Origin of the sequence: Phyllobacterium sp. YR531, from assembly GCF_000282595.1 — a bacterium.
Taxonomy (GTDB): Bacteria; Pseudomonadota; Alphaproteobacteria; order Rhizobiales; family Rhizobiaceae; genus Phyllobacterium.
This window is the reverse complement of the sequence record NZ_AKIZ01000016.1, coordinates 96,472-110,736: the sequence shown is the minus strand read 5'-3', so window position 1 is coordinate 110,736 and position 14,265 is coordinate 96,472. Positions and strand designations below refer to the sequence as shown.

12 protein-coding genes are annotated in these 14,265 nt (G+C 51.9%); 4 read left to right on the top strand and 8 right to left on the bottom strand.

The genetic code is table 11. The features are described 5' to 3' along the window. Positions 1-12 precede the first annotated feature (12 nt). Positions 13-1,494, bottom strand: a complete 1,482-nt coding sequence (locus PMI41_RS07660; protein WP_008123448.1) for an ABC transporter substrate-binding protein — start codon at positions 1,492-1,494, stop codon at positions 13-15. Between the two features lie 14 nt (positions 1,495-1,508). Then, the gene (locus PMI41_RS07655; protein WP_008123438.1) at positions 1,509-2,780 is read right to left on the bottom strand and encodes an acetylornithine deacetylase/succinyl-diaminopimelate desuccinylase family protein; all 1,272 of its coding nucleotides are present in this window, start codon (positions 2,778-2,780) and stop codon (positions 1,509-1,511) included. A 161-nt stretch (positions 2,781-2,941) separates the two neighbouring features. Here PMI41_RS07655 and PMI41_RS07650 point away from each other — a divergent pair, with 161 nt between their 5' ends. Genes PMI41_RS07650 through PMI41_RS07640 form a run of 3 tightly spaced genes read left to right on the top strand, consistent with a single transcriptional unit; the run spans position 2,942 to position 7,457 of the window. Then, positions 2,942-5,794: a molybdopterin oxidoreductase family protein gene (locus tag PMI41_RS07650; protein WP_008123437.1), complete on the top strand. Its 2,853-nt coding sequence runs from the start codon at positions 2,942-2,944 to the stop codon at positions 5,792-5,794. Continuing rightward, a complete protein-coding gene (locus PMI41_RS07645) occupies positions 5,791-6,558 on the top strand; it encodes a 4Fe-4S dicluster domain-containing protein (RefSeq protein WP_008123436.1) in 768 nt (255 codons plus the stop codon). The genes PMI41_RS07650 and PMI41_RS07645 overlap by 4 nt, the downstream gene beginning before the upstream one ends. Further along, the gene (locus tag PMI41_RS07640; RefSeq protein ID WP_008123435.1) at positions 6,558-7,457 is read left to right on the top strand and encodes a DmsC/YnfH family molybdoenzyme membrane anchor subunit; all 900 of its coding nucleotides are present in this window, start codon (positions 6,558-6,560) and stop codon (positions 7,455-7,457) included. The genes PMI41_RS07645 and PMI41_RS07640 overlap by 1 nt, the downstream gene beginning before the upstream one ends. Here PMI41_RS07640 and PMI41_RS07635 read toward each other — a convergent pair whose 3' ends face one another. The 6 genes from PMI41_RS07635 to PMI41_RS07610 form a co-directional block, all read right to left on the bottom strand. Beyond that, positions 7,458-8,393 (bottom strand): lipid A biosynthesis lauroyl acyltransferase, encoded by a 936-nt coding sequence (locus PMI41_RS07635; RefSeq protein WP_040854108.1) that lies wholly within the window; start codon positions 8,391-8,393, stop codon positions 7,458-7,460. A gap of 6 nt (positions 8,394-8,399) precedes the next feature. Next, positions 8,400-9,428, bottom strand: a complete 1,029-nt coding sequence (locus PMI41_RS07630) for a zinc-binding dehydrogenase (RefSeq protein WP_008123433.1) — start codon at positions 9,426-9,428, stop codon at positions 8,400-8,402. Between the two features lie 126 nt (positions 9,429-9,554). Continuing rightward, the gene (locus PMI41_RS07625; RefSeq protein WP_008123432.1) at positions 9,555-10,832 is read right to left on the bottom strand and encodes a beta-ketoacyl-ACP synthase; all 1,278 of its coding nucleotides are present in this window, start codon (positions 10,830-10,832) and stop codon (positions 9,555-9,557) included. An 11-nt stretch (positions 10,833-10,843) separates the two neighbouring features. Continuing rightward, positions 10,844-12,028 carry a beta-ketoacyl-ACP synthase gene (locus PMI41_RS07620; protein ID WP_008123431.1) on the bottom strand — a complete coding sequence of 395 codons (1,185 nt, stop codon included), beginning with the start codon at positions 12,026-12,028 and terminating at the stop codon, positions 10,844-10,846. Between the two features lie 71 nt (positions 12,029-12,099). Continuing rightward, positions 12,100-12,381, bottom strand: a complete 282-nt coding sequence (locus PMI41_RS07615; RefSeq protein ID WP_008123430.1) for an acyl carrier protein — start codon at positions 12,379-12,381, stop codon at positions 12,100-12,102. Between the two features lie 106 nt (positions 12,382-12,487). Beyond that, positions 12,488-13,072 carry a hypothetical protein gene (locus PMI41_RS07610; protein ID WP_008123429.1) on the bottom strand — a complete coding sequence of 195 codons (585 nt, stop codon included), beginning with the start codon at positions 13,070-13,072 and terminating at the stop codon, positions 12,488-12,490. A gap of 100 nt (positions 13,073-13,172) precedes the next feature. Here PMI41_RS07610 and PMI41_RS07605 point away from each other — a divergent pair, with 100 nt between their 5' ends. After that, the gene (locus PMI41_RS07605) at positions 13,173-14,129 is read left to right on the top strand and encodes an AEC family transporter (protein WP_008123428.1); all 957 of its coding nucleotides are present in this window, start codon (positions 13,173-13,175) and stop codon (positions 14,127-14,129) included. The last annotated feature ends 136 nt before the right edge of the window (positions 14,130-14,265 follow it).

Genomic DNA, 14,265 nt, shown 5'->3' with positions numbered 1-14,265 from the left:
CGATCAAACACCTCAATCAGTCCATTTCACAGCGGTCAGATCATTAGCCTGAATGGGGCCGTTCTCCCAGAGTCCCTCAATCTTTGAGTCCCATATTCCGGTTTTCGGCAATTGGAAAAGGAATATAGCGGGTTCGTCGGTCGCCAGCAGCTTCTGGGCTTGCTGGTACAATTCCGTACGCTTTGGCCCGTCGGACGTTGCTTCGATCTGCTTGATCAGTTCCTTGAATGGTGCACTGTCATAATTGAAATAGTAATCGTCGCGGGAAAATATATTCAGGTCGTTCGGCTCGGTATGGGAAACGATAGTCATGTCGTAGTCTTTGTTCTTAAAGACCTGATCCAGCCATTGCGCCCATTCCACAGGGATGATCTCTGCCTCAATACCGATCTCACTCAATTCCGCCGCGATTATTTCGCCGCCCCTTCGTGCGTAGGTGGGAGGTGGCAATTTGAGAGTGGTTTTGAAGCCATCCGGGTGACCTGCTTCCGTTAAAAGCTTCTTGGCAAGTTCAGGGTCGTAGGCAGTTTGAGTCGTCAAATCCAGATAAGCTGCATGATGTGGCGGAAAGAATGAACCAATAGGCGTCCCAAACCCGAACATGGCTCCATCGATGACTGTCTTGCGGTCGATTGCATGAGCGATTGCCTGCCGCACTTTGGGATTATCGAACGGTGGCTTTTTATTGTTCAAACCCATCACCGTTTCGCCCTCGGTCGAACCAATAACGACTTTGAAGCGTGGGTCCGCTTGAAATTGGGCTATGGTCTCATAACTGGGAAACACTGGAAATGCCTGAACGTCACCTGCCAGTAAAGCCGCGGTTGCTGCCGCCGGGTCTGGAATAATACGAAAAGTTGCCTTTTCCAGCGTTGCAGGTGTTCCCCAGTAATTCGGGTTTTTAGTAATGACGATCTGGGAACCTTTCGCCCAGTTGTCCAACTTGAAGGGGCCAGTACCTACAGGTTTATCCTTGTTGGTATCTGCACTCTCCGGCGCTACGATTACCGCATCACCCCAAGCCATATTGTATAGAAAGTCTCCATTTGGCTGCTTCAACGTCACCTTGACACTCAGCGGATCAAGTATCTCGACTTTATCTATTGCAGCAAACAGACCCTTTTGCGCATTGGTTGATTTATCACTGCGTGGCCGCTCCAGCGAAAATTTCACATCCTCTGCATCAAATGCCGTGCCGTCTTGAAATTTTACATCCTTATGCAGCTTGAACGTATAGGTCTTGCCATCTTCCGATTGCGCCCAACTCTCAGCCAGAGCAGGTAGAACGTCGCCTTTCGGTCCAATTCGGGTTAGTCCCTCAAATATATTGGCGTAGACAATTTCATCGATAGCGGCTGCCGCCCCGGCTGTCGGATCAAGATGCGGGGGTTCCAGCACTATCCCAAGAACGAGATCGGTTTTCGCAGCAAATGATGCAGTTGACGTGAGTAAGGCAAGCGCCGCGCCGAATAAACATGACTTCCAGATATTCATTCGACATCCCCCATTTAAATCGAACCTAATAATAACACTTTCAGACCAAGCGCCATCACCTTGGCTGACTCTACCATATCGTCAATACCCACATACTCGTCCGGTCGATGAGCAAGATCGAGTATCCCCGGGCCGTAAGCAATGCAGTCATGCAGAAGCCCGATGCGAGCAATATGCTTCTGATCATAGGTGCCGGGTGAAATCACATAATCGGGTTCTTTGCCAAAAATTGAACGAATGCCTTGTGCAACCGCTGTGACGACCGGAGCGTCGCGCTCTGTCATTAACGGCTGGACTTCCATGATGTCGCGGACTTGATAACGAAACTTGGGTCGCTCCCACTGCAGCCGGTCGAGAATGGAAACGACTTCGCGTTTGACTTCAACAATATCTTCTTCAAGCAGAAATCGCCGGTCTATCGTCAGGCGGCATGAATCCGGCACGTTGGGCGAGGGCAGTCCCGAATAATCATCCGTCTGTCCGCCGTGGATGGAATTGATATTCATGGTGGAGCGCCTTGCGCCTTCCGGCACCACAGGCATGCGCGTCTCTTTTTGGTCCAATGCAGGGAACAGTTCCCTTTCAAAGGCATCTAATACGGCACCCATGTGCCGAACCGCGCAATCACCAAGAAAAGGCATTGAGCCGTGGGCAATCTCGCCTTTAGTCTCGATTTCTGCCCACCAGACTCCGCGATGACCCAGACAAATGCGATCCTTATTCAGCGGCTCGGGAATGATCACATGATCTACACGTGGCTTGGAGAAAAAGCCCTTGCTGGCAAGATAAGCGACGCCTCCAAAGCCACCTGACTCTTCGTCTACAGTGCCGGATATCTCGATGGCACCAGCAAAGTCCGGATAGACTTCAAGAAAGGCATCCACAGCGATGATTGATGCTGCCAAGCCACCTTTCATGTCGCAAGCCCCGCGACCATAGACCTTTCCGTCTTTCACGACACCCTCAAAAGGATCAACAGTCCAACCTTCACCTGTATCTACGACATCAATATGCGAATTGAAGTGCACGGTCTGGCCAGGAGTGCGGCCATCGAAACGCGCGAGCACATTGGTCCGCGGATATTGATCGGTATCACCCGGACTACCTTCTGCGCGAATCAGTTGTGTTTCGAACCCAGTTGTCTGCAACCGCCGCGCGATAAATTCCGCGCAAGGGGTGTAGGCTTCGCCAGGTGGATTGATTGTTGGAAAACGTATGAGATCCTGCGTCAACGCGATGAGATCATCACGTCGTTTATCAATTGCGCGGGAGAGCTTTTCGTCCATTTCTCCATCAAATCAGGCGGTATCCTGATTTGGCAAGAGGCAAGTTTCTGATTGATGGCAAATTGCCGCTTTCTTGCTGAGATGTCGTTTGAGTGTTTGGTAGATTGGAATTGTTCTTATAAAACAGCAGTCGAAGCGGATATGAAGCGGGGCGACAAGATATGAACACCGAACCACGCCTTGCCTTGTCGTTGCCGGTCGGTGACGAAATCGCCAAAACCACATGTTATATGTGCGCCTGCCGCTGCGGTATTGATGTCCATCTGAAGGATGGCAAGGTTCGCTATATCGAAGGCAATCGCGATCACCCGATCAATAAAGGCGTACTCTGTGCCAAAGGTTCTGCGGGCATAATGCAGCACTATTCGCCAGCGAGATTGCGCGCACCATTATTGCGAACGGGGCCGCGCGGGTCTGGCGAGTTTAAGGAAATCAGCTGGGACGAAGCTTTGTCGCTGGCAGTTGATTGGCTGCACCCCATACGGGAAAGCGCGCCACAAAAACTGGCTTTCTTTACAGGACGTGATCAAAGTCAGGCGCTGACGAGCTTTTGGGCGCAAAATTTTGGCACGCCCAATTATGCAGCTCATGGCGGATTTTGTTCGGTCAACATGGCCGCAGCAGGTATCTATACGATCGGTGGTGCTTTCTGGGAATTTGGTGCGCCTGATTGGGACAAAACCAAGCTTTTTATCCTGTTCGGGGTGGCTGAAGACCATGATTCCAACCCGATAAAAATCGGTATCTCCAAACTCAAAAAGCGCGGCGCGCGTTTCGTGTCAGTGAACCCTGTTCGCACCGGATATTCTGCTATAGCTGATAACTGGATCGGCATTCGACCGGGAACAGATGGACTGCTCATCCTCAGCATCATTCATGAACTTTTCCGGACAGGCAGGATCGATCTTGATTATCTCGCTCGTTATACCAACGCGCCTTGGCTGGTAATCGATAACGAAGGACATGAGGATCATGGGCTGTTCCTGCGCGATGATCTCGGAAAGGCACTTATAAGAGATCGAAAGACGGGCGCCACCGCACGTTTTGACGAGCCGGGCCATGTCGCTGATCTTAACGCGGATTTCATCACAACCGATGGTTTGAAGGTGCGCAGCGTTTTGCGGCTGATGGCAGAGAAATATCTCGATCCGAAATATTCTCCTGTGTCCGTTGCTGCGGAAACAGGTATTTCTGCTGCAACGATAAGTGGGCTTGCGGCGGAAATTGCCCGTGTTGCCTTCGAAGAAGAGATTATTGTCGAGCAGCCTTGGACTGACATGAAAGGTGAGCAGCACGAGGTGATGATCGGACGCCCTGTGAGCTTTCATGCCATGCGTGGTATCTCTGCCCACTCCAACGGTTTCCAGTCTGCTCGGGCTCTACACGTCTTGCAGACGATTATAGGTTCCATCGACTGTCCGGGCGGTTATCGCTACAAGCCACCATATCCCAAGCCTGCTACGGCACATCCGCGTCCTCATGGACGCAAGGAGCATGTAACGCCGGGTAAACCGCTCGGCGGCCCTCATCTGGGGTATCCGCTTGGGCCTGAGGACTTGCTGGTAGATGCCGAGGGCAGGCCGCAACGGATTGATAAGGCATTCTCGTGGGAGGCGCCCCTTTCTGCTCATGGCATGATGCATATGGTTATCGCCAATGCTTGCGCCGGTGACCCATACCCCGTCGATGTCCTGTTCCTCTATATGGCAAATATGGCGTGGAATTCCTCAATGAATACGCGCGGCACGATCAAAATGCTGGAAGAACGCGACGAGGTAACAGGCGAATATAAAATCCCAAAAATCATATACTCCGATGCCTATTCGTCGGAGATGGTGGCTTATGCCGATCTCGTTTTGCCGGACACCACCTATCTGGAGCGTCATGACTGTATCTCATTGCTGGACAGACCGATTTCGGAGCCCGAGGCTGTATGTGATGCAATACGCTGGCCTGTCATCAAGCCTGATCGGGATGTTCGCGGTTTTCAGTCTGTATTGATCGATTTGGGTGCCCGATTGAAATTACCGGGCTTTGTCGATGATCAGGGCAATGCGCTTTACAAAGATTATGCGGATTACATTGTGAACCACCAGCGCAAGCCTGGAGTTGGCCCGTTGTCGGGTTGGCGCGGTGTCGAGGCCGAGAGTGAGGGCAGGGGTGCTCCCAATAAAGATCAAATCAAAGATTATGTCGATAATGGTGCATTCTGGAAAAAGCATATTCCGCATGAGGCCTTGTACTTTAAACATCACAATGCTGCGTATCAGCAGTTTGCCATTGATATGGGCTTTTTCGACGCGCCACAGCCTGTAACCATCCAGCTTTATGTCGAAACTCTGCAGAAATTTCGCCTATCGGCGCAGGGCGTTCGTAAGCCTGTCGCCCCGCAGCAATATCGACAACGCCTGCTTGATTGTTTTGACCCGCTGCCGGATTGGTATCGGCCGTTTGAAGAGCAGGGTATAAATACGGCCGAATTTCCATACCACGCGATTACCCAACGCCCCATGGCCATGTACCACTCATGGGGTTCACAGAACGCCTGGTTGCGCCAGATACACACAAAAAACCCGCTTTATGTGCCAGGCGTTATCTGCGATGACCTTGGCTTGCGAGATGGAGATTGGGCATGGGTCATTTCCCACCATGGCCGGATCAAATGTGAAATCGCTCGTACAGATGCGGTAAATGGCAATACCATGTGGACGTGGAATGCCATCGGCAAACGTGGTGGCGCTTGGTCACTTGCTCCCAAAGCACCTGAAGCTACGAAGGGATTTTTGCTGAATCATCTTATCCATGAACTATTGCCACCAAAGTCAGATGGCATGCGCTGGTCAAACTCTGACCCTATCACCGGGCAGGCAGCTTGGTACGATTTGCGTGTAAGGATCGAGAAAGCGGAAATAGGTGAGGGCATAACTGAACCCCATTTCAACGCTATAAAACAGCCCGGTGGCCAGAAGCAGCCTGTTGATGAAGTGCGATATGGGCAGGAGTGGGCAAAATGACCAGCCTGCCACAAACCCGCAGCTCAAAAAAGCTTGGTCTTGTCATTGATCTAGACGTTTGTGTCGGCTGCCACGCCTGCGTCATCAGTTGTAAGGAATGGAATACCGGTGGTTACGGGAATGCTTTGTCGGACCAGCACGCGTATGGCGAAGATGTATCCGGCACATTTCTAAACCGCATCCACAGCTTCGAAGTTACTCCAGAAGGCGGCCAGATCATTGGCCAAGCAGGTGATGCGCGCGTCGTGCATTTTCCAAAGTCTTGTTTGCATTGCGAAGATGCCCCTTGCGTAACCGTTTGTCCGACAGGGGCGTCTTACAAACGCTCCGAGGATGGTATCGTTCTCGTGGACGAGGATAAATGTATTGGCTGCGGGCTTTGCGCTTGGTCTTGCGCCTATGGTGCACGTGAGATGGATCTGGCGGCTGGCGTGATGAAGAAATGCACGCTTTGTGTTGATCGGATTTACAACGAGACGTTGAAGCAGGAGGATCGTGTGCCTTCATGCGTGAGAACTTGCCCGGTCAATGCGCGCCATTTCGGTGATCTGGGCAATCCGAATTCCGATGTTTCGATCATGGTTGCCGAGCGGGGTGGTTTCGATCTCATGCCGGAACAGGATACAAGACCAACGAACAAGTATCTGCCACCACGCCCCCGCAGTTCGTTGAGCGATGTCGCTCCGATAGTCCCGCTTGCAGAGAACACTGAAGGTGCCCGCGGCTTTTTCGCATGGCTTGACAAAACGCTGGATAGAATCTGATGCATCCAGCCTTTTCTATGATCATCTTCACGACTTTGTCGGGACTAGGTTATGGCCTTGCAGTTATTCTCGGCCTCGGGTTTCTTGACCCTGCACTGATTTCTACCAAGTTTGCCTATCTGGCCTCTCTGGCTCTGATTGGAACTGGTTTGATCGCCTCGCTTTTCCATTTGGGAAATCCACAACGCGCTTGGCGCGCCTTAAGCCAATGGCGTTCCAGCTGGCTTTCTCGCGAGGGCGTGATGGCAATTGCAACATTTATTCCTTTGATGTTAAGCGCTGGCCTGGCTATTTTTACGAGCAAGCATGACGTGATTTTGGGTTTGATAAGCGCATTCGGTTCGCTGCTAACAGTCTATTGCACATCAATGATTTATGGTTCGCTCAAGACCATAGACGCCTGGTATACATGGCTAACACCAGTTTGTTTCCTGCTGCTATCGCTCACAGGCGGGCTTGTATTGGCAAGCGTTTTTTCCGGTAAGCTTGTACTCCAATTGTTAGCGGTAGCCTTCTTGCTTTCGGGGCTGGTTACCAAAATGATGTGGCGCAATCGCATGTTAACTCAAGCACCTCGTTCAACACCTGAAAGTGCTACGGGTCTTGGCTTCATAGGGAAGGTGCGGCTGTTTGAACGGCCACATTCGCTTGGTAATTACCTTACGCGCGAAATGGGCTTTCGTATTGCCCGTAAACACGCAGCCAAGCTCTGGATGATTACATTGCTGAGCGGCATAGTTTTGCCAATTGTTGCCTTGCTGGGGGCTATGGCACTGGGATCTGGCTTAGCGGCACAAATTGTATCGCTCATCGCCCTTGCCGGTTACGCACTGGGTGTTTTTGTAGAGCGCTGGTTGTTTTTCGCGGAAGCAAAGCACGCGGTCATGAACTACTATTGATTACGATTTATTCCAGCGCTTGTGGAACCACATCCATTGGCCGGGATATTCACGGACCCAGCTCTCAACCTTGTCGTTTAGTGCTTGTGCTGTCGCGGCAAGGTCAATAGCGCCCTTAGCATCGCGTGGCAGTTCCATCTTTTCCTCAAGTTCCAGACGGAAGCGACCGCCCGGCAAGCGTACACAGCGCGCCGGGTAAACATCGCACTCATATTGCCGCGCAAGCTTCGCCAACAGGGGGTTGGTTTTGCACGGGCGATTAAAGAAAGTCGTTGGAATTCCCCGATGGAATTTTTGATCGACGAGCATGCCGACATTGCCGTCAGCGTTGAGAACGCTAGCTAACGACCACGCCGCGCCGGCTTTTGACGGCACGAGATGGCCCATATTCGTGCGGCGTGCACCAAGGATTTTTCTGGCAATGTAAGGATTGTTCGGTGGACGGAAGAGGGCCGTTACGTTCAATTCAAATGTGGCGGCGCAGATCGGAAGCAGTTCGAAATTGCCAGTATGGCCGGTAAAGAAAATATGCGGCCGATCTTTCTCGTCGCGGATACGTTCGAAAATTTCCCGTCCCTGTACTTCGATCAATCCCTGCTTGTCGCTGTGAGGGTCATAGTCAAAGATTGCATCCAGGAAGACATATTCTGCTGTCAGCCGTGCCATGTTGCCCCACATGTCACGGGCGATCTGCTGCAGTTCTTCTTCCGGTTTTTCCGGATAGGCTTTGCGCAGATTGGTCATCGCAACACGATGGCGACCCATCAGCGGGCCAATCTTGCGGGCAGACGCGTCGATGAAATCCATCGCTGCCCTTGCGGGCAGCTGACGTAATAACCAGAGTATGCCGAAGATAACGTTTGCCGACAGCCAGTAGTTGACTGACTTCACCTTCTGGCTCCAGCGATACAGAGCTAGCTTTCTATCGAGTTTCATCCGTGATCAGTTAACGCGCAAAATGATCTTGCCGAAAACGTCCCGCCCTTCCATCCGCTTCAGCGCGGTGTCGATATCGTCGAAACTGACCTCGGTATCGATGACGGGTTTAATCAGACCGCGCGCCATCTTCTGCATGGCATCGGCCATGTTTTCCATACGGCAGCCAAACGAACCGAGCAGCTTCAATTGCTGCTGGAAAAGCATCATCAAATTCATGCTGGTGGAAACACCCGAAGTTGATCCGCAGGTTACGAGGCGTCCACCACGCCGCAGCGATAGCATTGAACCAGCCCAAGTATCAGCGCCAACATGTTCGAAAACAACGTCGACCCCCTTTTTCTTGGTAAGCTTGCGGACAACGCCTTCAAAGCGATCTTCGCGGTAATTGATAACGTGATCCGCTCCAAGTTCCTTGGCTTTTTCGATCTTGTTATCTGAACCGACAGTTGTGATGACCGTACAGCCCATTTTTTTTGCAAGCTGGATCGCTGCTGAACCGATGCCTGATCCGCCCGCATGTACGAGAATAGTTTCACCGGGTTCGAGCTTTGCATTGTCAAACAGCATATGTTCGACAGTTCCAAACGTAACGGGGGCGACCGCTGCACCGATTTCATCTACCCCTGGAGGTGCAGGAACCAGAAGCCGTGCCTTCAGATTGACCTTCTCTTGAGCGAAACCATCAAGATGGAAGCCATGGACGCCGGAGACATGCTCGCAAAGATTGTCCCGTCCTTCACGGCAAGCACGGCAAAGGCCACAGGTCTGTGCGCCGTAAATCGAAACCAATTGCCCCGGGAGCAAATTACTGACGCCGGGTCCAATAGCATCGACGACACCGGATGCTTCTGCGCCGATTGTCAAAGGCATTTTGCGCTTGGCGAAAGCCATGCCGCGCCAGCCCCATACGTCGATATGATTGAGCGCAACCGCCTTGATATTGACCGTCACTTCGCCCGCATCTGGTGGAGGCGGCGGAGCAACATCAACGATTTCGAGTTTACGATCTTCAATCAGCTGTAGTGCGCGCATGTCCGTTTCCTGGAGCTATTCGGCTGTTAAAGAAGCAGTCGAACGCTTGTTTTTTTGGTTTGTGCAATTCCAATTGGAAAATTGGTTTCCATATTTTATTGGAATTGCTCTAATTCAGGTCCCGGATTAGTTTGGTTCTGCTGTCATTACAAGACACGTATTTTGTCCACCAAATCCAAAAGAGCTTGAAAGCACCGCTGAAACGCTTGCTTCACGCTTCACATTGGGGACAACATCAAGCACGATTGCAGGATCCGGATTATCATAATTGATAGTTGGTGGAATTGTCCCGGTCTGAATTGTGAGAACTGAAAAGACTGCTTCAATCGCACCGGCAGCGGTCAGAGTATGACCAATCATCGATTTGTTCGAAGAAACGGGCAGTGATGAAATGCGCTCGCCAAACACTGTCGAGAGAGCGAGATACTCCATCTTGTCGTTCTCCGGAGTGGAGGTACCGTGCGCATTAATGTAGTCAATGGCGTCTTCCTTAATGCCGGCATCATCTAAAGCTGCGCGAACAGCCCCGATTGCTGGCGACCCATCTGGCTTTGACCGGGTACGATGGAAGTCATCGGCCTTTTCGCCGCACCCACGCATGATACCGAGAATATTTGCACCACGAGCAACCGCAGTCTCCAGCGATTCCATGACAAGTGCACCCGAACCTTCCGCCATGACGAAACCATCACGGTCCTTGGAAAATGGCTTTGCCGCTTTGTGAGCAGGCTCGTTGTGCGTGGAAAGTGCCGACAGCAGCGAAAAACGGATAAGGGCTTCCGCCGATACCGAGCCGTCGGTTCCGATCGACAGAACCCGGTCACTTTCACCGCGCCGAATTGCTTCTACCCCAAGCTGAATTGCAGTTGCACCGGAAGCGCAGGCCGTTGATAGAGTAATCGGCAATCCGCGCGTTCCAAACTTGTCAGCAATGCATTCAGCGATAAATCCAAACTCAGCCGTGTTGAACATGGCATTTTGCGGTGCGCGACGGCACGCTGCAAGCAAAAGGTCGTAACCTGGCTCTCCTTCGGCCTTTACAAGCGCATCAAGAATGAAGCGATTGCGCCATTCAAGTTCGACAGGTGGTGCTGCGAGAAACAACGGCCCGCCAAAATCGTCGACAGGTAGACCGGCCTGGGTAATAGCTTCTTCTGCTGCAAGGGAGGCGAGCTTCTGTGATAGCGCGGATGCTCCTTGGCTGCTCTCTTCAAGAAAATCGACAGTTCCGGCAATTTGCGTGCGTAGATTATCAAGCGCAAAACGCGTAATCGTATGAATGCCGGATGTACCGGATGTAAGAGCTGCCCAGTTTTCTTCCTTACCTTGGCCAAGGGACGAGACTACGCCAAGGCCGGTAATTGCGACAAGAGGGCGGCCTAAATGATCAGTATATTTGGACATCTGAATATCCTTTAAACCTTGCTCAGGCGGGCAACGCCTTCACTGCGGGTCGCGCCAATCGAAGTCGCGAGTGCACTGGAGATATTTGCCGGACCAGTTGCCTCATTTTCGCTATCGAGCGGAGGAAAGGTAGCCCCGTTGAAAACACTCAATGCTGCGATTGCAACAGCAAGAGGAAATTGCGCTTCGCGCAAATGTCCGGTTTTACTGGAGAGACCGCGCACTGTCGCACTAGAGAAGGCATCAAGCGCCGTCTTCTCCGCAGCGGTGGCTGCCTTTGCACCGGTCGAACCCGAAACAATCAGATCGGCCGCCTGTTCGGCACTTGCTGCACCCAGGAGCTTGGCGATTGTTTCGCTTAGATTTTCGCGGTTGCGGCGGATTTGCGAGCTATAAATACCGTCAATAGCAGCGTAGGCTCGAACGCCACGCTTCTTTGCATGATCCGCGCTTTCCAGCACAAGAAAGGCGCCGCCCGATCCCGTAACAATTCCTCCACCTGCAGAGGTTGCTCTTTGCCAAACGGGCGACCAGCCGTCGGTCTTCAGCATCTGGTTCAACTCGAAACCCAGCAGCATATCGGGGTGCTCGGCATTGTATGAACCGCCCACGAGAGCGTGGGTGCTCTGGCCCGAACGAATGCGCGATACGGCTGTATCGATAGCCGAAATACCGGCACCTTCCTCACCCATGAATGTGCGCGAAGATCCCGTCACCTTGTGTACAATGGAGATATTGCCTGCGAGAAGATTGGAAAGCTGTGCGAGGAAAAGCGTTGGGCGCAATTCCGTTGAGAGCTTTTCATTCAGCATCGTTCCAAGATCATTGCGAACACGCGCCTCGGCGAGAATTTGCGTATCGACAGTTACGTCACGTTCGCCGCCGCCAGCTGCCACAACCATATCCATGGTTGCGCATAAAGCTTCATCGTCCTTTATACCTGCATCCTGCAATGCCAAGCCGGCAGTATAGGTACCAATGCGCTGCCACGTTTCCATCTGCCGCTGATCGCCGCGTTTTGGAATTTGGGCATTCCAGTCGACTTCACCCAGCGGATGCACTGTGTAGGGCTGAAACCGCTCGCCATCGATGTGAGGTTTTGCTCCATCGTTGAAGGCCTGCCAATGTGCATCGACGCCTTCTCCTAAAGAGGAGATGAGTCCGATGCCTGTGATAACGACGGTGTTGTTTTGCATTGTCTCGCAACACCGTTGTTACGGTGCATCCGGTTAATGGCTATGTTTCACTATCCGCGATGGTCTGCGGATCAGGCCTTTTTGGCAGCGACGAGTTCGTCGATCTTGGCGCAGAGGTTCTTCAACACGAAATATTCTTCGGTCGGAACTTTGCCGTCATTGACTTCCTGTGTCCACTGCTCAAGAGGAATCTTGATACCGAATGCCTTGTCGATTGCGAAAACGATATCCAGGAAATCCAGACTGTCGATGCCAAGATCGTCGATTGTATGGCTTTCCGGCGTAATGCTGTCGCGATCGATTTCGCTGGTTTCAGCAATGATATCGGCGACTTTGTCGAATGTGTCGGACAATTGATTTTCCTTTGGTTTCCGGTGTCTGGTCTAAGACACTGCTATCTGATGAGCCGGTATCTAGCTTTTTTCGCAGGCTAGGGAAAGACCCAACAGCAAGTGGTGATTAGTCGAATATGATTCTTCCAGCAACGTGAATGGTTTCTCCGTCTTCAGCGGGTGCCGTTACAACAGCTTCAGTCGGTCGGGGCGTAACTCCTGTTAGCGCCATTATATTGGTACGATCCGTGAGTAAAACGAGATTTCCGGAGCCTTTAAAAGTAAGGATAGTCGTCCGAATCTGTTCGAGTTGTGTTTTGCGTGCGGAATCATCACCGTCTGCTTGATCAAGTGGCGCGAATATTTCTGTTGGGGAAGAGCCAAAAGAAAGGCGAGCTGTCTCACGGGCATTGCAGGTTGAACTGGTTAGTACCCTGTCGATTCGCACACCGCGAGCGGCAAATCGCGCGCCGAGCTTCTGTGCCAGCTGGTGTCCGCGATCGGATAAAGTGCGTGTGGTGCAATCTGCCGACACGTCAGATGCAGGGCTAAGTGCACCCGAAGCATCGCCGCCCTGAATGAGAATTGTATAACCGCCGCGCTGAACACGAGCCCAAGCTGCGTCTGTCGCATGCGCGGGCAGTAACGTCGGGGTGATGCCAAATGTCAGCACCAATGCAAAAATGAGCCATAGACCTGATCGATATATCATTCATTCTCCTTAGCAGGCAGATGGGGATTCGGCTCGCAAAAATAAAGTGATGATGTTCCGGACTTGCTCCGTGAAACTTCCGGGCTTATTCCGGAAGACCATGAGTCTTATTCAAACAATCATTGTTGTCTTTGGCGTCATTGCTATCGCTTATGCAGCAGCCCAGTTCAAACTGCTCGATGAGCGGGTGGGTGACGGTCTTTCCGATTTCGTATTTATGATCGCCGCGCCACTGCTGCTGTTCAGAACAATGGTTACCGCCGATTTCCATGGCGCAGCTCCGTGGACCTTGTGGATTGCCTATTTCAGCGGTGTCATTGTTGCTTGGGCCGCGTCAGATCTGGTGATCAAGTATATGTTTGGAAGAGACAACCGAGCTGGTGTCGTTGCGGGTGTTTCCGGATCCTTTTCCAATCTTGTGTTTCTGGGAATGCCGCTTGTACTCGGCGTTTTTGGGCAAAATGGCTTTGCAATCCTCTCTTTGATCGTTGCCATTCACATGCCAATCATGATGGCAGCGTCCATAAGCCTCCATGAAATCGCAATGCGGCGTGACGGAGTTTTTAACGGCGAGGGGCATTTGACTGCGGTCGTGCTTTCGTTCTTCAAAAGTCTGCTGCGCAATCCGTTTGTCTTGGGAATTCTGGCCGGATGGGTTTGGCGGCTGGTTGGTCTGCCAATGCCACAGACTATAGACGCGTTGATACAAACCTTGGCAAGTGTTGCAGGGCCCGTTGCGCTATTTGCAATGGGAATGGGACTGAAGAAGTTTGGTGTGTCAGGCAATATTGCTGCGGCTCTCGTCATGTCCGTCATCAAATTGTTGCTGATGCCTGCAATTGTCCTTGGAGCGGTATGGTTGCTGGGATTGGCGCCGTTTACCGCAAAAATTGCTGTTGTGTCAGCTGCTTTGCCTGCCGGAGTGAACTCCTACCTCATAGCAACGCGCTTCGGAACGGGGCAAGCGCTGGCGTCAAATTCAATGGTAATGGCCACCGCTTTATCTGCAGTGACCCTCGCATTCTGGGTTTCCATTGTTACCTATATATTTGGTTAGCGATACCGTTGCAGCTTTTACCAAAAAGGAGCAGGGTATAGTCGCGGCCTTACTCAAAGGCTCAGTTGCCACGCGCAATATGGTTATCCTTCACGGACCTCACCAAAAGAGCATAACCCTTCGAACACAGGGAGAA